The 21,654-nt window shown below is 74.0% G+C and carries 21 protein-coding genes and 1 pseudogene; 10 read left to right on the forward strand and 12 right to left on the reverse strand.

Going from position 1 to position 21,654, the window contains the following annotated elements; translation table 11 throughout:
* Window positions 1-81: 81 nt before the first annotated feature.
* The 4 genes from ACFVN3_RS11715 (at window position 82) to ACFVN3_RS11730 (ending at window position 1,516) form a co-directional block, all read left to right on the forward strand.
* On the forward strand, window positions 82-432 hold the full coding sequence (locus ACFVN3_RS11715; protein WP_378233013.1) for an STAS domain-containing protein: 351 nt from the start codon (window positions 82-84) through the stop codon (window positions 430-432).
* Between the two features lie 68 nt (window positions 433-500).
* A complete protein-coding gene (locus ACFVN3_RS11720; protein ID WP_378233014.1) occupies window positions 501-665 on the forward strand; it encodes a hypothetical protein in 165 nt (54 codons plus the stop codon).
* A 94-nt stretch (window positions 666-759) separates the two neighbouring features.
* Window positions 760-1,029, forward strand: a complete 270-nt coding sequence (locus ACFVN3_RS11725; protein WP_053369168.1) for a GlsB/YeaQ/YmgE family stress response membrane protein — start codon at window positions 760-762, stop codon at window positions 1,027-1,029.
* Between the two features lie 25 nt (window positions 1,030-1,054).
* Window positions 1,055-1,516 (forward strand): ATP-binding protein, encoded by a 462-nt coding sequence (locus ACFVN3_RS11730; RefSeq protein ID WP_378233015.1) that lies wholly within the window; start codon window positions 1,055-1,057, stop codon window positions 1,514-1,516.
* Window positions 1,517-1,608: 92 nt separating this feature from the next.
* Here ACFVN3_RS11730 and ACFVN3_RS11735 read toward each other — a convergent pair whose 3' ends face one another.
* From ACFVN3_RS11735 to ACFVN3_RS11755, 5 genes are all read right to left on the reverse strand, one after another.
* Window positions 1,609-5,172: a LamG-like jellyroll fold domain-containing protein gene (locus ACFVN3_RS11735; RefSeq protein ID WP_378233016.1), complete on the reverse strand. Its 3,564-nt coding sequence runs from the start codon at window positions 5,170-5,172 to the stop codon at window positions 1,609-1,611.
* A gap of 229 nt (window positions 5,173-5,401) precedes the next feature.
* On the reverse strand, window positions 5,402-6,085 hold the full coding sequence (locus ACFVN3_RS11740; protein WP_378233017.1) for a VIT1/CCC1 transporter family protein: 684 nt from the start codon (window positions 6,083-6,085) through the stop codon (window positions 5,402-5,404).
* Window positions 6,086-6,134: 49 nt separating this feature from the next.
* Window positions 6,135-6,524: a UBP-type zinc finger domain-containing protein gene (locus ACFVN3_RS11745; RefSeq protein WP_378233018.1), complete on the reverse strand. Its 390-nt coding sequence runs from the start codon at window positions 6,522-6,524 to the stop codon at window positions 6,135-6,137.
* 7 nt (window positions 6,525-6,531) lie between these two features.
* Window positions 6,532-7,224, reverse strand: coding sequence for a hypothetical protein (locus ACFVN3_RS11750; RefSeq protein ID WP_378233019.1), 693 nt, complete (start codon window positions 7,222-7,224; stop codon window positions 6,532-6,534).
* Window positions 7,225-7,330: 106 nt separating this feature from the next.
* A complete protein-coding gene (locus ACFVN3_RS11755; RefSeq protein ID WP_378233020.1) occupies window positions 7,331-8,590 on the reverse strand; it encodes a GNAT family N-acetyltransferase in 1,260 nt (419 codons plus the stop codon).
* 236 nt (window positions 8,591-8,826) lie between these two features.
* Here ACFVN3_RS11755 and ACFVN3_RS11760 point away from each other — a divergent pair, with 236 nt between their 5' ends.
* The 3 genes from ACFVN3_RS11760 to ACFVN3_RS11770 all read left to right on the forward strand — a co-directional run bounded on the left by ACFVN3_RS11760 (window position 8,827) and on the right by ACFVN3_RS11770 (window position 12,858).
* Window positions 8,827-8,970 carry a hypothetical protein gene (locus ACFVN3_RS11760; RefSeq protein WP_156186302.1) on the forward strand — a complete coding sequence of 48 codons (144 nt, stop codon included), beginning with the start codon at window positions 8,827-8,829 and terminating at the stop codon, window positions 8,968-8,970.
* Between the two features lie 107 nt (window positions 8,971-9,077).
* Window positions 9,078-12,014 carry an AAA family ATPase gene (locus ACFVN3_RS11765; protein WP_378233021.1) on the forward strand — a complete coding sequence of 979 codons (2,937 nt, stop codon included), beginning with the start codon at window positions 9,078-9,080 and terminating at the stop codon, window positions 12,012-12,014.
* An 82-nt stretch (window positions 12,015-12,096) separates the two neighbouring features.
* Window positions 12,097-12,858, forward strand: coding sequence for a 2,3-bisphosphoglycerate-dependent phosphoglycerate mutase (locus ACFVN3_RS11770; protein WP_378233022.1), 762 nt, complete (start codon window positions 12,097-12,099; stop codon window positions 12,856-12,858).
* 16 nt (window positions 12,859-12,874) lie between these two features.
* Here the strand turns inward: ACFVN3_RS11770 and ACFVN3_RS11775 are convergent, their stop codons facing one another.
* From ACFVN3_RS11775 to ACFVN3_RS11785, 3 genes and pseudogenes are all read right to left on the reverse strand, one after another.
* Complete coding sequence (locus ACFVN3_RS11775; RefSeq protein ID WP_378233160.1) at window positions 12,875-14,029, reverse strand: hypothetical protein; 1,155 nt, start codon at window positions 14,027-14,029, stop codon at window positions 12,875-12,877.
* The gene (locus tag ACFVN3_RS11780; protein WP_378233157.1) at window positions 14,026-14,364 is read right to left on the reverse strand and encodes a sigma-70 family RNA polymerase sigma factor; all 339 of its coding nucleotides are present in this window, start codon (window positions 14,362-14,364) and stop codon (window positions 14,026-14,028) included. Before ACFVN3_RS11780 ends, ACFVN3_RS11775 begins: the two co-directional genes overlap by 4 nt.
* Before the next feature lie 100 nt (window positions 14,365-14,464).
* A pseudogene (locus tag ACFVN3_RS11785) lies at window positions 14,465-14,602 on the reverse strand (sigma factor); the annotation flags it as partial.
* 354 nt (window positions 14,603-14,956) lie between these two features.
* On the opposite strand from ACFVN3_RS11785, the gene ACFVN3_RS11790 reads away from it, so the two are divergent.
* Window positions 14,957-17,104: a SpoIIE family protein phosphatase gene (locus ACFVN3_RS11790; protein WP_378233023.1), complete on the forward strand. Its 2,148-nt coding sequence runs from the start codon at window positions 14,957-14,959 to the stop codon at window positions 17,102-17,104.
* Window positions 17,105-17,315: 211 nt separating this feature from the next.
* On the forward strand, window positions 17,316-18,392 hold the full coding sequence (locus ACFVN3_RS11795; protein ID WP_378233024.1) for a sigma-70 family RNA polymerase sigma factor: 1,077 nt from the start codon (window positions 17,316-17,318) through the stop codon (window positions 18,390-18,392).
* Window positions 18,393-18,412: 20 nt separating this feature from the next.
* Here the strand turns inward: ACFVN3_RS11795 and ACFVN3_RS11800 are convergent, their stop codons facing one another.
* The 4 genes from ACFVN3_RS11800 to ACFVN3_RS11815 all read right to left on the reverse strand — a co-directional run bounded on the left by ACFVN3_RS11800 (window position 18,413) and on the right by ACFVN3_RS11815 (window position 20,224).
* Complete coding sequence (locus ACFVN3_RS11800) at window positions 18,413-18,895, reverse strand: DUF1269 domain-containing protein (protein ID WP_378233025.1); 483 nt, start codon at window positions 18,893-18,895, stop codon at window positions 18,413-18,415.
* Window positions 18,896-18,909: 14 nt separating this feature from the next.
* Window positions 18,910-19,257, reverse strand: coding sequence for an SHOCT domain-containing protein (locus ACFVN3_RS11805; RefSeq protein ID WP_237841191.1), 348 nt, complete (start codon window positions 19,255-19,257; stop codon window positions 18,910-18,912).
* Between the two features lie 46 nt (window positions 19,258-19,303).
* Complete coding sequence (locus ACFVN3_RS11810) at window positions 19,304-19,735, reverse strand: DUF6325 family protein (RefSeq protein WP_378233026.1); 432 nt, start codon at window positions 19,733-19,735, stop codon at window positions 19,304-19,306.
* A gap of 81 nt (window positions 19,736-19,816) precedes the next feature.
* Window positions 19,817-20,224 carry a hypothetical protein gene (locus ACFVN3_RS11815; RefSeq protein ID WP_378215421.1) on the reverse strand — a complete coding sequence of 136 codons (408 nt, stop codon included), beginning with the start codon at window positions 20,222-20,224 and terminating at the stop codon, window positions 19,817-19,819.
* Window positions 20,225-20,373: 149 nt separating this feature from the next.
* Here ACFVN3_RS11815 and ACFVN3_RS11820 point away from each other — a divergent pair, with 149 nt between their 5' ends.
* Window positions 20,374-21,642 (forward strand): AI-2E family transporter, encoded by a 1,269-nt coding sequence (locus tag ACFVN3_RS11820; protein WP_378233027.1) that lies wholly within the window; start codon window positions 20,374-20,376, stop codon window positions 21,640-21,642.
* Window positions 21,643-21,654 lie beyond the last annotated feature (12 nt).

Raw genomic sequence — 21,654 nt, forward strand, 5'->3', positions numbered from 1 at the left:
GAACGGCAGGGCGCCCCAGGGGGCGAACGAGACGAGTGGCACGTATCGTCGTCCCGCTCACGAGACGGGAGACCTTCCACCATGGAGGACGGAGTGACCGGAGGCGTCCAGATCGAGGACGACGCGCGGCACTGGGTGATGTGGGGAGAGATCGACTTCTCCGTCGCCCACGCGGTCAAGGAGCGCCTCGCCGCGACGATCGGCCACCGGCCGTGGACCATCGACCTCTCGCGGGTCACGTTCATGGACTCCGGCGGCCTCCACCTCGTCCTCATGGGGACGCGGACGGGGTACCGGCCCCGGCTCCTGCGCACGCCCGGGCACGTGCTCCAGCTCCTCGAGTTCAGCGGGGCGCTCGAGCTCGTCGAGCTCGTCGAGACCGCCGCGGACGCCCCGGACCCCGACCCTCCGCACGAGCGCTCGGCCGGCTGAGCCGCGCGTCCCCCTCCCGCCGCCCCTGGACAGGACACCCGATGAGAGCGTGGACACCCACGACCGAGATGGTTCGACAGCTGTACGTCGCCGGACGCGAGGCTCGCAGCCCGGCCGAGACGCTGCGCATGCACCCGGACGAGATCGCGGCGGAGTTCGACCGCTGGCTCGACTCCCTCCGCACGACGGCCGGCCAGCCCCCCGTGGCGACGGGCCTCCCCGACGCGTCGTAGCGGCACGAGCCGTCCGCGTGCGAGCACCTCCGGTCCCTGCCATGCTGACGGACCTGGGGGCAAAACTCGCACAGCAGACAAAAAGGAGAAATCCATGGGTTGGCTCGCGTACATCGTCCTCGGCCTCGTCGCCGGTCTCATCGCGCGTGCAGTGCTGCCGGGAAAGCAGACGGGCTCGCTGATCATCACGATCCTGCTGGGCATCCTCGGAGCGCTGCTCGGTGGGTGGCTCGGCTCGGTCTTCTTCGGCACGGCGCTGGGTGACCTCGGCGACTTCCGCACCTGGCTCCTCGCGATCCTCGGCTCGCTGATCACGCTCGGGATCTACGGCGCGGTCACCAAGGGGAACCGACGCAACGCCTGACGGGCACCGACCGACCGGGGGTTCCATGGACGACCTGCCGACCATCGCCGTCCCGACCGACGACGACGAGCTCACCACCTCCCACCCGCCCGAGGGCTACCGCCCCGTCAGAGAGTGGGTGCTGAGCACGACCGAGGGGCTCTCGGCACTCCGTTCCGGAGTGGTCCAGGCCCTGGAGGCGGAGGGCGTGGCCACGACCGGGCGGTTGTCCGCCACCCCCGACACGCTCGTCCTCATCGCGTCGGAGCTCGCGACCAACGCACTGCGTCACGGCCTGCCGCCGACGATCGTGCGGCTCGCCCGCACCGACGACCGGTTCCTCCTCGAGGTCGCCGACCACGACGTCTCGCACGAGCCGGTCTACGCCGGGCGCCGCATCCCCGGTGCCGGCGGCGTCGGTCTCCACATGGCCCGCCAGCTCTCGCTGGACGTCGGGTGGTACCGCACCGAGACGGTCAAGACCGTGTGGGCGACGTTCGCCGCCTGACCGGGCGGCTTCCCGCACGACACGACGCCAGGCCCGCCCCGTCCGGAGAACCGGACGGAGCGGGCCTGGCGTCTGCTGTCAGCGCGTGCCGGTCAGCCGCAGGTGGTCGCGTCGTACGGCGCGACGACCTCCGTGGAGACCTGCTCGCCGTCGACCGTGGCCGACGCGGTGATGGTCGCCTCGCCCGCCTCGACGGACGTGCCGCGCACCGCGAACGACTGGTACGCGTTCGCCCCCGGGGCCACGGCGGCGAACGCCTTGGTCCCGAACGGCGTGGCGAGGGTGACGTCCACGGGGACGTCCTCGCCGTTCGTCGCGCGCACCGCCACGTACACCTTGCCCGCGAGGCAGCGCGAGTCGGCCGTGACGGTCACGTCGAGCGTCGGCTCCTCGCCGTCGTCGCCGGCGTAGACCTGGGCGACCTCGGCGTCGGACAGCGCCCGGTCGAAGACGCGGACGTCGTCGATCGTGCCCGGCCAGTAGTCGACGGGGTTGCCGCTCCACTGCCCGCGCCCGATCGTCAGCGGGCCGGACGGCGTGGTGCCGCCGCACACGTCGGACTGGCCGACGAGCTCGCCGTTGACGTAGAGCTTGAGCTTCTGGTCGGCCGCGTCGCGGACGCCCACGACGTTGTACCAGTCGCCCAGCACGGGCTGCACGACGTACTCCGCCCGCGGCTCGCCCTCGTAGGAGAAGGCCCACCGGCCGCCGCCGCCGTACTGGAGGTAGAACGCGCTCGAGCCGAGCGACGAGTCCTGGCCGACGATCGTGGACCACGCGCCGCCGGGCGTCTTGTCGAGCTGCGCCCAGGCCGAGATCGTGTACGAGCCGGTCGTGTCGACGACGGGCCCCTCGGTCGTGAACGACTGGTTCGTGCCGTTGAGCTTGATCGCGGACCCGGTGCCGCCGTGACCGGCGACCCAGGTGCCCGTGCCCGACGCCGCGTGGTCGCCCACGCCGTCGGCCGCCGTCGTGCCCTGGCCCTCGTCGAACGACCAGCGGCCCGTGCCGGTCAGGCCCGGGGTGCCCGGGTCGACGGGCGCGGAGCCCTGCTTCGCCGCCGCGACGACCCGCTCGTTGACGTCCTTGACGCGCGCGGCGTCCATCTTGAGCACGCGGCGGTCGTACGTCCAGAACCCGTTGAGCTCGTTCTCGACGTCGGAGATCTCCGTGTACACCGAGCCGGACAGGTAGCACTGCGCCGGCCGCACGAGCTTCTCCGTGTTCTGCACGTACGCGTCGGTCAGCGCCTCGCTGTTCGCGACGCCGCCGTACGGGTTGGCCGACACGCCCGGCCACATGTGGCCCGGGACGCTCATCGAGAAGCCGCCGTGCTCGCCGTCGATCGCGGCGCGCGTGGCGTCCGGCTTCGGCAGCGCCGGGCCGGTGTACTGGTGCCAGTCGATGATGTCGCCCGTCTTGGAGTCACCCTTGGACGCGCAGCAGTTGTAGCCCGAGTGCGTGTTGAGGATGCGGCTCGGGTCGTACTCGTCGATCACGTTGCCGATCCGCGCCGTGTCGGCGAGGTTCCACTCGCCCCAGCCCTCGTTGAACGTGACCCAGCCGACGATCGACGGCACCGAGCGGTGCTGGTCGATGATGTCCTTCATCTCCTGCTCCCAGAAGACGCGGGACGCCGGGTTCGTGTCGCCGTTGTTGAACCAGCCGCTCGGGATGTCCTGCCAGACCATGAGGCCCAGCGTGTCGGCGTGGTAGTACCAGCGGGCCGGCTCGACCTTGATGTGCTTGCGCACCGTGTTGAACCCGAGGTCCTTGTGGGCCTGGAGGTCGAACACGTAGGCCTCGTCGGACGCGGGCGTGTAGATGCCGTCCGGCCAGTAGCCCTGGTCGAGCGTCGACATGAGGAACCTCTTCTCGCCGTTGAGCAGGATGCGCTGGACGCCGTCCACCTCGGAGACCTCGATCGAGCGCATGCCCGCGTACGAGGCCACGGTGTCGGTGGCGCCGCCGTCGGTCAGCGTGACGTCGACGTCGTAGAGGTACGGGTCCTCGGGCGACCACAGGTGCGCGTCCGGGATCTCGACCGTGAGCAGCTCGTTCGCGGCGCCGGTCACGGTGCCGACCTCGGTGCCCTCGGCGTCCCGCACGACGGCGGTCACCTCGGCGTCGTCGGACGCGGAGGCCGACTGCGCGGTCACCGCGAGGACGCCCGCCTCGACGTCGGGGGTCGTGACGACGGCGTCGATCGCCGCGGTCGGGACCGGCTCCATCCACACCGTCTGCCAGATGCCCGACGTCGGGGTGTAGAAGATGCCGCCCGGGTTGAGCGTCTGCTTGCCGACGGCCTGGTTGCTGCCGTCCGTCGTGTCGACGGCGCGCACCACGAGCTCCTGCTCGGCGCCCTCGACGAGCGCGTCGGTGACGTCGACGGAGAAGGACTCGTACCCACCGCGGTGCGTGCCGACCTCGGTGCCGTTGACGTACACGGTGGCCACGTAGTCGACCGCGCCGAAGTTGATCCTCAGGCGGTTGTCGCTCCCGACCGCCCAGTCCTGCGGCACCTCGAACGTCCGGCGGTAGAACATGTCGTCCTCGCGGCGCTCGATGCCCGACAGCGCGGACTCGACCGCGTACGGGACGACGATCTCCTCGTCGAGGTCGCGGCCGCTCGGCACGGCGTCGTCGGACTCCGCCGCCTCGAACTGCCAGACGCCGTTGAGGTTCTGCCACGCGTCGCGCGTGAGCTGCGGGCGCGGATACTCCGGCAGGGGGTTGGTGGGGTCGAAGTCGTCGGCCCACGGGGTCTGGATCCGGAAGTCGGACCCGTTGGTGACCGGCAGGTTGAGCGAGCCGACAGCCTCCCCGCCGACGGTGAGGTCGCCCTCGCCGTCGTAGACCAGGCGGGCGGTCGACGCGCGGTCGACGGGCTCGGCGAGCGTGATGCCGAGGACGTCGCCCTGCGCCGCGACCTGCGCGACGGGCCAGGCGAGCTGGTCCACCTGGACCTTGAGGTGGTCGACGAGGCTCTCGTCGACGCCGCCCGCGGCGCCCTGGAACGTCACGTTGAGGCTCGTGCCGTCGCTCTCGAGCGCGGCCTGGGCGGGGAAGACGACGAAGTCGTCGGGGTACGTGAACGCGTCGGTCGGCACGATCTCACGTTGCTGCGAGGGGCTCTGCCACCGCAACCGGAGGTGCGCGCCGCCGGTGTTCTGGAACATCTCCATGCGGAACGCGTACTCCTGGCCCGCCTGGAGCTGGACCGGGGCGGACGTCTGCTCGACGTCCCAGTCGTCGACCCAGTGGTCGATGACGAGCTGGTCGTCGATCCACAGCCGGAAGCCGTTGTCGCCGATCGCGGAGAACGTGTACGCCTCGCTGAAGTCCGGCGTGATCTGGCCCGTCCAGCGCGCGGACGTGCGCTCGCCGCGGCCGGTGAGGTCGGCGAACGTCGGGACCAGGTTGGGGAACTCGATCCGCTGGTCGGGGATCGTGGCCTTGAGGTCGGTGAGCGGCCAGCCGGGGCCGCCGGACAGGAAGTACTCGCCCTTGAGGCCGTTGTCGAGCGCGAGGTCCTGGGCCGCGACGTCCTGCGCGCCCGCCTCGTCCGCGGTGGTGGCCGACGGCGTCGCGGTCGCCCCGACCGCCGTCGCCACGGCCAGGGGGACCGTGAGCGCGGCGGCCAACGCTGCCGCCACGATCCTCGCCGGTCTGCCCCGCGGGGGTGCTACCGCTGTCATGGACTGCATCCGTGCTTCCTCCTCGTCGAGTGAATCCAGGGACTGCTCCGACGCGGCGGCGTACCGGGCTCCCGTGTCCGGCGGTCGCCCTCCTTGGCGCACCGCACGACGTCTTCCCCAGAATCAAACAACTTCCACCAGAAAAAGACAACAGGTAACAGCACACCACATCGTCGGGAGGTGGTCGTCAGAAGAAGACGAGGCCTGCGACGTAGCTGGCCGCCATGGTCCCCAGCCCGACGACGAGGGTGCGCGCGAGCATCCGGAGGGCCGAGATCCGGCCCACCCCGGCCGCGACGAGCGACGTCAGCGCGAGCGAGACCACGACCGCCACGAGGATCGCGCTCGTCTCGATCGCCACCGGGGCGAGGAACGTGATCGCGAGCGGGACCGCCGCGCCGACCATGAACGCGAGCGCGGTCTCGAGCCCGCCGTACACGGGTGCCGACCGCGTCATGATCTCCTCGAGGCCGTGCTCGGAGTCGAGCTGGGCACCCAGCGCGTCGCGCTCGCTGAGCTGGACGGCGACCTCGCGCGCGAGCTCCGGGGACAGCCCGCGCCCCTCCCAGTACGCGGTGAGCTCGTCGAGCTCGGCCTGCGGGTCGGCGTCGATCTCCGCGCGCTCGTCCGCCGCGATGCGGAGCTGCTCCTCGCGCTCCGCCGCGACCTCCGCCCACTTCGCCCCGCCCGCGCTCAGCCCACCGGCGATGAGCGCGGCCACGGCCGCGAACAGGAGCAGGCGGTCTCCCGCGCCGGCACCGGCGAAACCCTGGAGCAGACCCGCGGTCGAGATGATGCCGTCGTTCGCGTCGATCGCCCACGACGTCTCGCGCACCCGCGCGAGCACGCGCTCTCGGAGCGTGGCGCTCACGCCGACCTCCCTCCGCAGGTGACCCACCGTGCCGGGCAGCGGAGACGGGTCAGCGGTGGATGAGCGAGGTCCAGTCGGACGGCACGCGGTCGGCCGGCGCGGGCGAGCCCTGCTCCGGCGGGCGCGAGAGCGGCGCGGCGAGGTGCGGTCCGTCGAGCACCTGCGACGTCTCGTAGTCCCAGTACCAGTCCTCGCCGGGCTCGAACGAGCGCATGAGCCGGTGGCCGGTGTCCTGGAAGTGCGCCGTCGCGTGCTGGGCCGGCGACGTGTCGCAGCACCCCACGTGGCCGCACGTCGCGCAGCGGCGCAGGTGGACCCACCACCCGCCGGCCGCGTCGCACTCGGCGCAGCCCGTCCCGCTGGGCGGGGCCGCCGGGTCGACGGCGGCCCAGAGCTGCGCACCCAGGCTCTCGTCGAGCCCGTCCCCCGTGACGCTCACCGGCGGCTCACCGGGTCCCGACGGCGGAGGGCCGCACGACGGGGGCCCACGACTCGGGGTCGAGCGCCGCCGCGGGCTCGGCGTCGTCCCAGGCGCGGCAGTCGTCGATCGTCGCGGCGAGCAGCGCACGCAGGCGCTCGTCCGGGTCCGGCACGCACGCCTCGGCGATCCCCTGCACCGCGGCGGAGATGATGCTCGGCGCCGCGTCGCGCACGAACCGGCTCGGCCGCAGCCGTGCGCCCTCGCAGAACCGCTGCGCCCAGCGCGCCGTGCGCGGGCAGCTCGCGAGCGCGTCCGCCGACTCGGCGCTCAGGGTGCCCGCGGGGCGGTCGTCGAGGACGTCGAGCATCTTCTCGGCCCCGATGATCGCGACGGCGAGCGTCTGCTGCCGGTCCGCCGGGGCGATCGGCAGCGCCGCCACGGCGGCGCGCAGCGAGATGCGCACGTCCCAGTGGGGGTCGTCGCTCGTCAGCCCGATGACGGACGGGATGAGCGGCGCGAGCTTGGGGCGCTCCGGGTCGACCGTGAGGTCGTTCACCGCGCGCGCCAGCATCGCGAGCAGCGGGTGCGTGCACCGTGGATGGTCGCTCCACCGCTCCCCCGCGAGGTAGGACGCGAGCTCCATGAAGCACGCGCCCTTCTTCGGGTTGCGGTGCTTGCCACGGCCCAGCATCGGCAGCATGTCGTAGGTGTCGGTCACGAGGTCACCCCCACAGGCGGGTCCGGTCCTCCGTCCAGTCTGCGCCGGGGCCGGGTCGTTGGCAACGGGAAGAGTGACCCCGGTCACGTCCGACGTCCGGGACGGCTCAGAAGATCTCCGCGGTGTGCGCGGTCGGCGACCAGGACCAGGCCGCCGAGGCGACCGCGACCGCGCCGGGCGTGTGCTCGACGACGCGCCCCGCGAGCGCGAGGACGTGCAGCGGCGTGGCGCCCAGGTGAGCCGCGCCGAGGTCGCCGACGTCCAGCGACAGGTCGGGCCGCGCGTCGGTCCGGCGCACGACGGCGGCGCCGCCCGCCTCGGCGACGACCAGGTGCCACCGCCCGGCGTTGGCGGGGACGACGTCGTCGGTCACGTCGAGGACGAGGTCGACGGGCGCGGCGAAGGCACGGGCCCCGAGCGCGCGCTCGACGTCGACGACGCGGACCCACAAGGCCTCGTCGAGGCGCGCGTGCATCCGCCGGTGGTCGACGAGCAGGTGGGCCAGCGGGTCCGGCACGGGACGCGACTCGCACACGAGGGTGCTCATGAGGTCGAGGTCGAGCAGGTAGCGCCAGAGCTGGGCGTGGGTGGCCGGGTCCGTGGCGCTCACCTCCTGGACGGCGACGACGCCCGTCGGCACCAGCCCGGGCTTCCCCTCGCGGACCCGGTACGCCGCGTACCCGGTCGGGCCGTCGGGGCCGACCGCGACGACGACCTCCGCCGGCGGACTCCCGTCCCCGCCGCCCAGGAGGAACTGCCAGCGGTCCGCGTCGCGCGCCAGCGTCCCGGGTCGCGCGCCCAGCAGGTCGTCGTGGATCGCGGTCAGATGGGGCAGGGCGTCGTCCAGGGACGTCAGGCGCAGGCGGGCCGACGACCGTGCCGCGAGATCTCGCGCGTGCGGCGTGAACGCGGCGCGCGAGAGGTCGACCTCGATCGGCTGCCGCCACGACGCGATCCCGTAGCCGTAGCGTCCGTAGACGCCGGCCTCCGTCGCCCAGAGCGCAGCCACGGCCTCGCCTCCGGCCGCGAGGTCGGCGAGCTGGCGGCGCATCATCGCCGTCATGACCCCGCGACGGCGGTGCGTGGGGGCCACGGTCACCATCCACACCCCGGCGACGGGTTGCAGGTCTCCGCCGGGCATGGTCATCCGCAGCGAGTACGCGCTCGCGGTCCCGACGACGTCGCTCGACGCGTCGACCGCGACGAGGGTGCGGTCGGCCTCGATCGACCGGCCGGCGAAGACGTCGTCGACGGAGTCCTGCCGGTACCCCCACCCGAAGGCCCGCCACACCACGTCCAGGGCCTGGTCGCGGTCCTCCTGCTCCAGCGGCCGGACGTCGAACGAGGAGGGTGCGGGGATCGTCATGCCCCGGTGTTAGTCCGCTCGGGTCAGCCCCGTCCACCGGATTTCGGGTGCGAGCGTCGACGGGGGGCCCGATGCCTTAGTCGCGACGACCCACCTCAGACGCCTCAGGACCGCGGGCGGGCACCGCCTAAGGCCCCCTCCTCCGAACCGTGCGCGGTCGTCCGATGCGACGCCCCGGTGCTCAGGACGAACGTGAGTGTCGGACAGGCAGGGTGCCTGCAGAGACGGGGACGACCATGAGCGCACAGTTCGATCCGACCTTCGAGGCGGATCTCACCTACCGCACGCAGCGACTGCGTGACGACTTCCGGCACGACGAGCCTTCGCTGCTGCACTGGTGGCGCGGACGCCGTCAGCGCCACGACCGCCCGGCGCGGTGACCGCGCCGCCCGACGCCGTCGACGAGAACCCTCTCGTCGGCGGCATCGTCGTGTCCGGGAAGGTAAGCAGTGGTCACGTGTCGGTGCACGCTGCGAGGATGGGAGCCGTGCCACGCCCCTCCTCGCGCGCGCCCTTCGTGGCCCGCGCCGCCGAGCTCGACGCGCTCTCCGCGGCGGTCGAGCGCGCGCGCCGCGGAGAGCCGGGGGTCGTGCTCGTCGGGGCTGACGCCGGGGTCGGCAAGACCCGCCTGCTCACGCGCGCGGCGGAGCTGGCCGCCGGGAGCGGCGCGACCGTCGTCTGGAGCCACTGCGTGGACCTCGGCGAGGTCGGCCTCCCCTACCTCCCCTTCTCCGAGGCGCTGACGACGCTGCGCGCCCAGCACCCCGCGGTCGACGAGACCGTGGCCGCACGGCCCGCGCTCGCGCGCCTGCTCGACGCCGGCACGCCGGCGGACGACGAGCAGAGCCAGGGCGAGCGCCTCCAGCTCTTCGAGAGCGTCGCGGCCGCGCTCGCGGCGTCGGGGACGGCCGAGGCCCCGCTCGTGCTCGTCGTCGAGGACCTGCACTGGGCGGACCCGTCGAGCCGCGACGTCCTGCGCTTCGTCGTCGCGCGCCTGCGCGCGGAGCACGTCCTCGTCGTCGCGAGCTACCGCGCGGACGACCTGCATCGCCGCCACCCCCTGCGCCCCGTGCTCGCGGAGCTGCTGCGGCACCCGCGCGTCGAGCACGTGCAGCTCTCCCCCTTCACGGAGGACGAGCTCCGCGAGTTCACCACCGCGCTCGCAGGCGCTCCCCTGCTGCCCGACGCGTTCGAGTCCGTGCGGACGCGCTCCGAGGGCAACGCGTACTTCGCCGAGGAGCTCGTCGAGTCGGGCCTCGACGACGAGCTGCCCTGGTCCCTCGCGGACGTCCTGCGCGCCCGCCTCGAGGTGCTCGACCCGGCCGTGCAGCACCTCGTGCGCGTCGCGTCCGTGTCCGGGCGCCAGGTGAGCGAGCCGCTCCTGCGCGCCGCGCTCGCGCACGACGCCGCGGACGGCGAGACGGCCACCGGGCGCTCGTTCGACGCGGCGCTGCGCGAGGCGATCGCCCACCACGTCCTCGCGATGGAGGGCGACGGCGCGCGCGACACGGTCGTGTTCCGCCACGCGCTGCTCGCCGAGGCGGTCGCGTCCGACCTGCTGCCGGGCGAGCGCGTCGGGGTGCACCGCGCGTACCTCGCCGCGCTCGACGACGACCCCGCGCTCGGTTCCCCCGCGCTGCGCGCCCACCACGCGCTCGCCGCGCACGACCTCCCGGCCGCGCTCACGGCGTCGCGCGCCGCCGCCCGCAAGGCCGCGCGCGTGCTCGCGCCCGCGGAGGAGCTGCGCCACCTCGAGCAGGTGCTCGCGCTCTGGCAGGCGGTGCCCGACGCCGCGGACCTCCTCTCCGAGGACCGCGTCACCGTCGCGCTCGCCGCGGCCGGGGCGGCGAGCCGCGCGGGCGAGCCGGACCGCGCGGTCGCGCTCGCCCGCAAGGTCGTCGAGGGCACCGCCGCCGACCCGATGCGCCAGGCGTCGCTGCGCCACGTGCTCTCCCGCTACCTGCTCGGCACGGAGGAGGTCGAGGAGACCCTCGCCCACACCGAGGCCGCGCTGGCCGTGCTCCCGGAGGAGCCACCGTCGCTCGACCGCGCGTGGACGCTCGCGATGCGGGCTCGCGCCGCGATGAACGCCGACCTCGACGAGCTCGCCGCGGAGGTCGCCGCACAGGCCCTGGACGTCGCGCACCGCCTCGACGCCCCCGACGTCGAGGCGGACGTCCTCACCACGATGGCGATCCTCGAGGTCGCGGACGACGACCGGGCCGCAGTGCTGCTCGCCCAGGCCCGGGAGCGCGCCGTCGAGGCGGGCGACATCCTCACCGAGCTGCGCTGCTGGTACAACATCGCGGCCAACCGCTACTACGCGGGCCGCATCGACGAGGCGCTGCAGGTGACGGCCGACGGCCTCGACCGGGCGCGCGCGACGGGGCTCGGCTGGAGCGCGTACGGCGTCGAGCTGCGCCTGTTCCGCGACCTCGTGCGCTACGTCCTCGGCGATCTCACGCCCACCGAGACCACGGGCGAGACCATGCCGGAGGGGTCCACCCCGCAGCTCTCCTGCGTCCAGCTCTACGCGGCCGTGGCGCGCGGCGACGACGACGCGCTCGCCCGGGGCACGGCCCTGCGGCGGGACTGGTTCCGGGACGGGCAGATCGCCCTCATCTCCGGAGGCTGCTCGATCGACGCGCTCACCTGGGCGGGGCGCGACGAGGAGGCGGTGGCGCTCGCCGTCGAGCTCGTGGACCACCTGGGCCGCACGTGGAGCGACTACTTCCTCGGACGCATCTGGATCTCGGCGCTCGCGCTCGCCGCGCTCGCCGACGCCGCGGACGCGGCGCGTCTCCAGGGCGCGGCCGGTGCCGGGCAGGTGGCGGCGCTCGTCGCGCGCGGCGACGAGCTGCTGGAGGCGGCGCGCACGACGGCCGAGCGCGGCCGACCCCGAGGCGGTCGCCTCGGGCCCGAGGGCCGCGCCTGGCTCGCGCGCGCCGCGGCCGAGCACTCGCGCCTCACGGGCTCCGACGACCCGACGCTGTGGGAGGAGACGACGCGCCTCTTCGACTACGGCTACCGGTACGAGGTCGCCCGCTCGCGCTTCCGGTGGGCCCAGGCGCTGCTCGGCGCGGGCGACCGCAACGCGGCCGAGATCGAGGCGGCGCAGGCGCTCGAGGAGGCCGAGTCGATGGGCGCGGTGCCGCTCGCGGACGCGGTGCGCGCGCTCGGGCGCCGCGGCCGGCTCGACCTTCCCGGGGTTCGCCGGTCCACGACGGCGGTCCTCACCGAACGCGAGGAGGAGGTCCTGCTGCTCGTCGCCCAGGGCCTGACCAACCGGCAGATCGGCGAGCGCCTGTTCATCTCCGCGAAGACGGTGAGCGTCCACGTGTCCAACGTCCTGGCCAAGCTCGGCGCGTCCGGGCGCGCCGAGGCCGTCTCGCTCGCGCACCAGCGCGGGCTGCTCGAGGTCTGACGCGATGGGCTCGTCATCCGACCGGTCGCCGGGGGCGCCACCCGGACCTTCGGACGGCGGGTCTGCCGGCACCCTCGTGCTCGTGCGCCACGGGCAGAGCACGTTCAACGCGGGCGACCGCTTCACCGGGCTCCTCGACGTGCCGCTCTCGGACGTCGGGGTCGCGGAGGCCGGGCGCGCGGCCCGCCTGCTCGCCGACGCCGTCGCACGCGAGCCCTCCCTGGCACCGCGCCGGGTCGTCACGTCCCCGCTCGTCCGCGCCTCGACGACGGCCGCGATCGTCGCCGACGCGCTGCCCGGCCCGCCCCCGCTGACCGTCGAGTGGCGTCTCGTCGAGCGCCACTACGGCGCGTTCACGGACAAGCCGCGCGACGTCGTCCGGCGCGACTACGGCGAGGCCGCCTACTGGCGCTACCGCCGCTCGTACCTGCACCGGCCGCCGCCGCTCGCGGCGGACGACCCCGCGCGCCCGCTCGTCGACGACACCCTGCTGCGTCTTCCCGACGCCGCGCGCGCCGCGCTGCGCCCCGACGCCGAGTCGCTCGCGGACGTCGTCGAGCGGCTGCGCCCCTTCTGGGCGGGGACGCGCGAGGCGCTCGCCCGGGGCGAGGCGGTCCTCGTCGTCGGGCACGGCAACTCGCTGCGCGCGCTGTCCGTGCTCGTGGACGACCTCACGCCCGAGGAGGTCCAGGACCTCGACGTGCCCACCGGCCACCCGCTCGTCCACCGCTTCGCAGCGGGGCCCGACGGCGCGCTCGCCGCCGAGGTCCGCGGCGGCACCTACCTCGACGCGCACGGCGCCGAGCACGCCATCACGGACCTCCGGGCGCGCGGGGGCACCTGACCGCGACGGCGGCTCGTCACCGCTCCACGAACGTCGGCAGTTCCAGGAGGTCGAGCGCACAACGCCGCCACGCATCCCCCTGCAGCCCCTCGCTCCAGGGCCTGAGGTCGAGCGTCGCCGAGCCGTCGGGCACGCCGCGACCTGCGAGGCACGCGTCGAGCAGCCCGACGTCGCCCGAGGGAAGGTCGATGCCGACCGCCTCCGCGCGCAGCATGTCGAGCACCGGGTCCTCCACCAGCGTGGGGTAGTCGCGGTCGACCTCGACGAGCCCGGTGGCAGCGTCGTACCGCATCGCGCACGCCAGCTCGTCCGGCTGGTCCGGGCGAAGGGCCTCGCACGTGACGGTCCACTGCTCATTCGTGCCGAACGACATGACCCCCCGAACCTGGGCGGTCCGCTCGTCGGCGTCCAGCAGGGTGGCGTACACGTCGAGGACGACGGTCGGCCCGTCGACGACCTGCGCAGTGGGGAGCTCGAGCGACGTAGCCCGGCCACCGGCTCCGTCAGCGACCTCCGCCGTCAGGCCGACGAACGTCCGGGTCAGGTCGCCGGCGAGGGCGTCGCCGGGCTCGACGCCCACCGCCAGCGTCCGGCCGCTCGCCGGGTCGACGACGACGGACCGCCGTCCGTCGTCGATCACGGTGCCCGCGGGGCGCCCGGCGCGCAGCGCGGCGAGGTCGTCGTCGTCGCCCGCGCGGAGCGTGACGTCGGTCGTGAGGTGGCCCAGGTCGTTCACGACGCGGGCCTCCACGAGGAACCGGTCGTCGCCGTCCCACGCGGGAAGGCCGAGGTCGAGCACGTACGTGCCGTCGTCGCGCAGGTACGTCGCGGGCTCGGAGACCGCGACGACGCCCGGCGCGACGTCGACGAGCGTGGCCTCCGCCGTGATCACCTCGTACCCGGGCGACCCGGTGACCACCTCGCGCGCGAGGTCGCGGAGCCCGTCCGGGCCGCCCGCCGTCACGACGCCCGTGCCGACGAGCCCCAGCGCGACGACACCCGCGACGCCGGCGAGCGACCGGCGCCGCTGCACGCCGCGGCGGCTCGACCGAAGGACCACGTCGAGGTCGAGCGTCGAGGGCGGGACGGCGTCGTCGGCCGTGCGACGCAGCCGGGCGAGGAAGTCGTCCTCGGGCGGGGTGGGCGCCGGGCTTCCGTTCGCGGGGCTCATCGGGATGTCCTTCCGGAGGTCCGGGCGGTCGGGGAGGTCCGGGTCGTCAGGGAGGTCTGAGTCGTCGGTGCGGTCGGACCGGGAGCGGCGCCGTCGGGCGCGCCGAGCAGCTCGCGGAGACGCGCGAGGCCACGGGAGGCCGTGGACTTCACGGTGCCGACGGGGATGCCGAGCTCGGCGGCGACCTCGCTCTCGCTGAGATCGAGCAGGTGCCGCAGCACGACGACGCGGCGCTGCTTCGTCGGGAGCGTCAGGAGCGCCCGCACGACGGCGTCGCGGTCGTCGACGGAGCCCGCCTGCTCCCCGCCGGCGGGGACGGCTCGGTCGTCGGGCACCCTCCGCCTGCGTGAGCTCGTCGGGTCCGGCGAGCACCTCCCGTCGCGTGCGGCGCCACGTGTCGACACGCAGGTTCGCCAGCACGCGGCGGGCGTAGGCGAGCGGGTCGCGCTCGCGGGCCCGCGACCACGCGCGGTACGTCCGCTCGAGCGCGTGCTGCGTGAGCTCCTCCGCCCGGTGCCGGTCCCCGGACAGCAGGTACGCCATGCGGTGCAGGGGGTCGCGCGCCTCGCGCATGAACGCGGAGAACTCCTCGTCGCGCGTGCGCCGGGCGACGAGGTCGATCTCGACCACGGACGAGTCGTCCGGCTCGTCGGCCCGACCACCGTCCCGGTCGTCGTCCCGGTCACGGTCGGCGGCGACGTCGAGCAGCAGCTCGAGCCTCCCGGCCCGTCCGACGGGTCCGGCCGCACCTGTCGCCGTCACGTCGCCGCCCCTCGCGGGCCGCGCCCGTCGTCGTGTCGTGGTGTCACGAGCGGTACACGCAGCACCCCCACCCGGCGTTCCCTTCTTCCCGATTTCACCCCGTCCGCGCGCCCGGCTGGCGCGGCTTGCACTGTTTGACCGGCCTCGTCCTGGTGATACTGGACCATGACCGACGCCCAGGCGATCCACGAGCTCGCGCAGGCGGGGCTCGCCGAGCCGGTGGCGGACGAGTCGTTCGACCGGTTCGCGCGCCTCGTGCGGCGGCAGCTCGGGGTGCCGTCGGCGTTGGTCACGCTCGTCCTCGACGACGAGGCGGTGCTGCCCGGCGCGCTCGGCCTGCCCGAGCCCTACCAGTCCGAGCGCCGCACGCCCCTGAGCCACACGTTCTGCCAGTTCGTCACGAGCGACGCGCGACCGCTCGTGGTCGAGGACGCACGGGTCGTCCCGCACCTCGCCTCGCTCCGCGCGGTCGACGACATCGGCGTCGTCTCCTACGCCGGGTTCCCGATCTTCGACCCGCACGGCCGCGCCGTCGGGTCGCTGTGCGCGTTCGACGGACGGCCGCGCCCCTGGTCCGACGAGGACCTGGCGACCCTCGCCGACCTCGCCTCCGCGTGCACCTCCGAGCTGCGGCTCCGGCTCGCCCGGGCGCGGGCCAAGCGCATGCAGCGCGTCGCGCTCGCGGCCAACCGGCGGTCCCGCCTCCTGCTGGAGCTCTCCGAGTCGTTCGCCGCCGCGACGTCCGTGCGCGACGTCGCCGAGCGGCTCTCGGCGGTCGGCACGGGGATCGGCGCGCGCTACGCGGGCCTCGCGGTGCTCGACGCGAGCGGCACCCGGCTCGAGTACACGACGCTGGACCACCTCGAGCCGGGCGTCCCGGCATCGTTCCGCCGGATGCGCGTCGACGCGGAGCGGGGCGCGTCGATCGCCGCCCGCACGCGCGAGCCCCTGTTCTTCCGCGACCACGCCCAGTACTCCGCGCGGCTGCCCGAGGCCGCGGCCCTCATCGCGGCCGACGACGTCGAGGCGCGCGCGTTCCTGCCCGTGCTCGCGGGCGAACGGCTGCTCGGTGTCGTCGCCCTGGCCTGGGAGGCGGCGCGCGAGTTCGACGACGACGCGGTCCAGACGAAGACCGCGATCGCGTCGTACGTCGCGCACGCGCTCGACCGCGTCCGGCTCCTGGAGGAGCGGCACCGGGTCGCGACGACGCTCCAGGCGGCGATGCTCACCGAGCTCCCGTCGGTGCGCAGCGCGGAGCTCGCCGCGACCTACGCGTCGGCGACCCGCACCGACCAGGTCGGCGGCGACTGGTACGACGCCGTGGTGCTCGACGACGACGCGTGCGTCCTCATGATCGGCGACGTCACCGGCCACGACATGCGCGCGGCCGCCCAGATGGGCCAGCTCCGCTCGATGCTGCGCACGTTCGCCTGGTGCCAGGACGAGCCGCCCGCCGTCCTGCTCCGGCTCCTCGACCGAGCCAACCGCGGCCTCGCGCTGCACTCGAGCGGCACGGCCGCCGTCGTGCGGCTCGACCGCACCCCGCACGGCTTCGACCTCACGTGGTCGAACGCCGGGCACCCCTCCCCGCTGGTGCTGCGCGCCGACGGCAGCGTCGAGACGCTCGACGCGGCCCCGGACCTCATGCTGGGCGTCCTCCCCGGCACCACGCGGCACGACCACCGCGCCCACCTCGCGCACGGCGACACGCTCCTCCTGTACACCGACGGCCTCGTCGAGCGCCGCGGCACCTCCTACACCGAGCGGCTCACCGGGCTGCGGACCGTGCTCGCCGAGCACACGGCCACCGCGACGTCCGCGCTGCCCGACGCCCTCGTGCGCCGGCTCGTGTCCGACCAGCGCGACGACGTCGCCGTCCTCGCGCTGCGCGTGCGGCACACGGTCGCGCGCCCGCCGGGCCCGGGCCGGCCGTCGGTCCTGACGCGGCAGGTCGAGCACGTGTCGTCGGCGATCGGACCCGCCCGCCGTTGGGTGGACGACGTCCTCGAGAGCTGTGACGTCTCCCCGTCCGTCCGCCGTGTCGCCATGCTCCTCACGAGCGAGGTGCTGACCAACGCGGTGCAGCACGGTGCGGCCCCGGTGGAGGCCGAGCTGGAGGTGGGGCACCGCGTGCTGCGCGTCGCGGTGCGGGACGGCTCGGCGACGCTCCCCCGGCTCCGGTCCCCCCGTCCGGACGAGACGGGCGGGCGGGGCGTGCAGTTCCTCGAGCGCTGCGCGTCTCGATGGGGCGTCGACGCCCTCGACGGCGCCCCGGGAAAGACCGTGTGGTTCGAGCTCGACCTCGACGGCTGACCGCCGTCGCCGCGGCCGGCGTCCCTCCCACCGCGACCCGGCCGGGGAACGCCCCTGGGTTCGGCAAAGGGCTGCGCCGTGTCGGAGGGCAGCGGTAGCGTGTGTGAGGTGGACCACTCCCCTGGTCCCGCGCGCGTGATCGCGGCATCTCGCGTCCACCCGCAGGCCCCCTCGCGAACGTCGAGACCATCGAGTCCTGAGAGGCAGCACCATGACCGACCTCGCCACTCCCACGAGCCTCCGCCCGGAACCCACCGCGACCGCCCCCGCTCCCCTGCCGGAGCGCGAGGACCTCGACGCGGTCCTCGCCGGCCACCGCCGGGAGATCACGGGGTACTGCTACCGCATGCTCGGCTCCTCGTTCGAGGCGGAGGACGCCGTGCAGGAGGCGTTCCTGCGCGCGTGGCGCTCCTACGACCGGTTCGAGGGTCGCTCGTCGCTGCGTTCCTGGCTCTACCGCATCGCGACGAACGTGTGCTTCGACGCGCTCGGCGCGCGCAAGCGGCGCGAGCGCCCCATGGGCCTCGGCGGACCGCAGGCGCCGGAGGCCGAGAACCTGGGCCAGGTGCTCCCCGAGGAGACGTGGGTCGAGCCGGTCCCGGACGATCGCGTGCTGCCGCACGACGGCGACCCGGCGCAGGTCGCGGTGGGCCGCGAGACCATCCGGCTCGCGTTCGTCGCCGCGCTCCAGTTCCTGCCGCCCAAGCAGCGCGCGGTGCTCCTGCTGCGCGAGGTGCTCCGGTGGCAGGCGAGCGAGGTCGCGGAGCTGCTCGACACGACGGTGGCGTCGGTGAACAGCGCGCTCCAAAGGGCACGCGCGACGATGGCGGCTCGCGCCCACTGGGACAGCTCAGGCCTCGCCGACGGCGCCGAGACCGCGCCCGCGCCGGTCGCGTCGAACGCCGGGCTCGGCGAGGAGGAGAGGCTGCTGCTCGAGCGCTACCTCGACGCGTTCGAGCGCTACGACATGGACGCGCTCGTCGCGATCCTCCACGAGGACGCGACGCTGTCCATGCCGCCGTACCCGCTGTGGATGAAGGGCACCGCGGACATCGTGACCTGGATGACGGGGCCGGGCTACGAGTGCGAGGGGTCCCGGATGGTGCCGGTGGCGGTGAACGGCACGTTCGGGTTCGGCCAGTACCGGCGCGCGGAGGGCGGCGGGCACGAGCCCTGGGCGCTCCAGGTGATCGAGACCGAGGACGGGCGGGTGACGGCGATCAACGCGTTCCTCGACACGGCCTCGTGGTTTCCGCTGTTCGGCCTCCCCGCGCGCCTCGACGACTGAGGGCGCGCGGGGCCGGACCGTCAGTCGAACGTCTCGAGGAGCGTGCTCCGCTCGGCCTCCGTGAGGTTGGTGGCGACGAGCTTCCCGTGGACGCCGTGGAACCGCTCGCCCACACGGTCGAGGTCGCCGTCCTCGGTGACGACGAACAGCGCGGACGACCCGGGGGTGACGCCCTCCCGGATGCGGTCGAGCTGGTCCTTGTCGATCCCGACGGCGGCCATCGCCTTCGTCGAGGCGCCGATCGCGGCACCCGCTGCGGCGCCCAGGACGGGCGCGAAGAAGAGGGACCCGAGGAGCAGCCCCCAGAACGCGCCCCAACCGGTGCCGCGCCACTCGTCCTGGTGACCGTGGCGCGTGGTCGGCTTGGCCGCGCCCTCGGGCCACGAGACGACCGCGGTGTCGATGATGCGGATCGCGTGCTCCGAGGCCGAGTCGTGCAGGATCCGGGACGCGGTGTCCGCGCCCTCGGGGGTCTCGAACTTCCAGACGGTGAACGTGGCCATCGCTCTTCTCCTCGTCAGCCGAGCAGCTTGGCCTTGGCGGCGGCGAACTCGGCGTCGCTCAGCACGCCCGAGGCGTGGAGCTGACCGAGCCGCTCGAGCTGGCCGAGCAGGTCGTCCTGCGGGGCCGCCGCGGGGGCGGCCGGCGCGGGCTGGGCGTACTGGGCGGCGGCCTGCTGGGCCGCCGCCTCGATGCGGGCCTGCTCCTGCGCGGCCTCGGCCTGCTGGGCCTCCCACGACTGCTGAGCACGGTTCGCCTGGCGGCGCTGCACGGCGCCCGCGGTCGCGGACGCGGTGCCCGCGATGACCGCGGTGCGAGCGGCGGTCCCGATGAGCCCGGGACGACCGATACGACGGATGGGCATGAGTTCTCCTGGTTCGGTGACGGTGCCGGGTGCGCCGGCGGGCGGCTCAGTCCTCGACGAGCGCGAGGTCGGCGACCTCGTTGACGACCTCGGCCGGGATGCGCTCGCTGAGCAGCACGACGCCGTCGGCCGCACCGGTCGCGGCGACCACGCCCCGGGCCCACGTGTGCTCGACGACGAGGACGAGGGCCGAGGTGCCCGGCGCGAGCCCGGCGGCGACCGCGTCGAGGTCCTCCTCGCCCGCGAGCCCGGCGCCCGTGAGCTCGACGTCCGTGATCTCCAGCTCGTCGCCGAGGTCGGTCACCTCGATGACCTCGACGTCACCGGCCTCGGAGCGCCGGACGACCGCGAGGTCGAGGAGCGTGACGGTGCCCTCCGCGAGCACCTCGAGGACGGAGGCCTGGACGCCGGCGGGGATGCGGTCCGTGGGGAACGCGACCGCGACGATCTCGACCGGGCCGAAGGTGGACGTTGCCATGGACGGTGCTCCTGAGTCTGGAGGGACGAGGACTGCGTGCGGACGTCGGTTCCGGAGAGCCCGAGTCCCCGGGACGGCGGGTCAGCGCGCGGCGCGCTCGGCCTCGTCGCCGTGGACGACGAGCGCCCAGAGGACGAAGACGTCGAGCACGATGGTGATCAGCGACCACCAGGGCGTCACCTGCAACGTCGTGAACTGGGCGATCGCGTTGATCACCACCAGGACGATGGCGACCATGCGCGCCCAGCCCTTGCCCGAGAGCAGGGCGAAGCCGGTGAGGACCAGCAGCACCCCGATGACGAGGTGGATCCACCCCCACGTGGACACGTCGAGGACGACGATCCCGGCGTCGGTCACGCCGACGAGGCTGTTCGGGGAGAACACGGCGACCAGACCACTGATCGCGTTGAAGAAGCCGATCGTCACGAGGACGATCCCGGCGAACCAGACCCAACCGACCCAGGCGGTCACCTGTGACGAGCGTGCCATGCGAGTCCTCCTGAGGTGCCGACCGTGGTCGGAGCGAGACGAGCGGACGAGCGTGCGCGTCGATCGTGGCACCGGTCACGAGGTTCGGCATCCGGAAGCGACGGCGCGCCCGCCGGGCCCGCTCCCACCGCCGCCACTAGGTTCGGGGCATGACGACGCCGACGCCCGCCGAGGACCCGTGGTCGGGCGTGCCCGACGCCGGCACGCGCCCCGTCCAGCACGACTCCCGGCGCCCGCCGCGATGGGTCCCGCGCGCGCTCGCGATGGCCGTCGTCGCGGTCTTCGTCGGGGTCTTCGCGTGGTACGCGCTGGGCCAGCTCAAGGCGCTGGGCGTCAACATCCTCATCGCGTTCTTCGTCGCGCTCGCCCTGGAGCCGATCGTGGTGTGGCTCGTCCGCCACGGCTGGCGCCGCGGCGCGGCGGCGGCGGTGGCCCTGATCGGCTCGCTCCTGACGATCCTCGTCGTCCTCGCGCTCTTCGGGAACCTGTTCGTCCAGCAGCTCGTCCAGCTCGTCCAGTCGCTCCCGGCCCTGTACGCGAGCATCCAGGACTTCGTCGCGGAGCGCTTCGACGTGGTCATCCCCGACTCGGACGACCTCATCAAGCAGGTCATCAACGACTTCGGCGACGACGTCGCCTCCGGCGCCCTCGTCGTCACCACGACCATCGTCGGCGGGATCTTCGCGTCGCTGACGATCATGCTCGTCACCTACTACCTGCTCGCGGCGGGTCCCAAGTTCCGTGCGGCCGTGTGCCGCTGGCTGACGCCGAACCGCCAGGAGGAGGTGCTGCGGCTCTGGGAGATCACCCAGGTCAAGGTCTCCGACTTCATCAACTCACGCATCGTCCTCGCCGCGCTGTCGAGCGTCTTCACGTTCGTGTTCCTGGTGATCCTGCAGACGCCCTACGCGCTCCCCCTCGCGGTGTTCACCGGCGTCGTCTCGCAGTTCGTGCCGACGATCGGCACGTACATCGGCGGTGCGCTGCCCGTCGCGGTCGCGCTCACGTCCCAGGGCCTGCCGCAGGCGCTCGGCGTGCTCGCGTTCATCATCGGGTACCAGCAGCTCGAGAACCTCTACTTCTCCCCCAAGGTCTCCGCCCGCGCGCTGGAGATGAACCCCGCGGTGAGCTTCGTCGTCGTGCTCGCGTTCGGCGCGGTCTTCGGGGCGCTGGGCGCGTTCCTCGCGCTGCCGATCGCCGCGACGATCCAGGCGGTCGCGAACACCTACCTCCAGCGGCACGAGCTCATCGAGTCGCACATGCTGCACGACCCCGACGCGGAGGGTCACCACCCCCACGGCAAGGGCAAGGGCCGGGACGGGGACGGCGGCACCGCGCGACGGCGCCGCAAGAACCGCGAGGCCGCCCTGGAGGCCGAGCGCACGGTCGACGAGCGCCACGCCCAGGGCATCGACTAGCTCTCGACCGAC

The organism is Cellulosimicrobium sp. NPDC057862, assembly GCF_042797035.1.
GTDB lineage: Bacteria > Actinomycetota > Actinomycetes > Actinomycetales > Cellulomonadaceae > Cellulosimicrobium.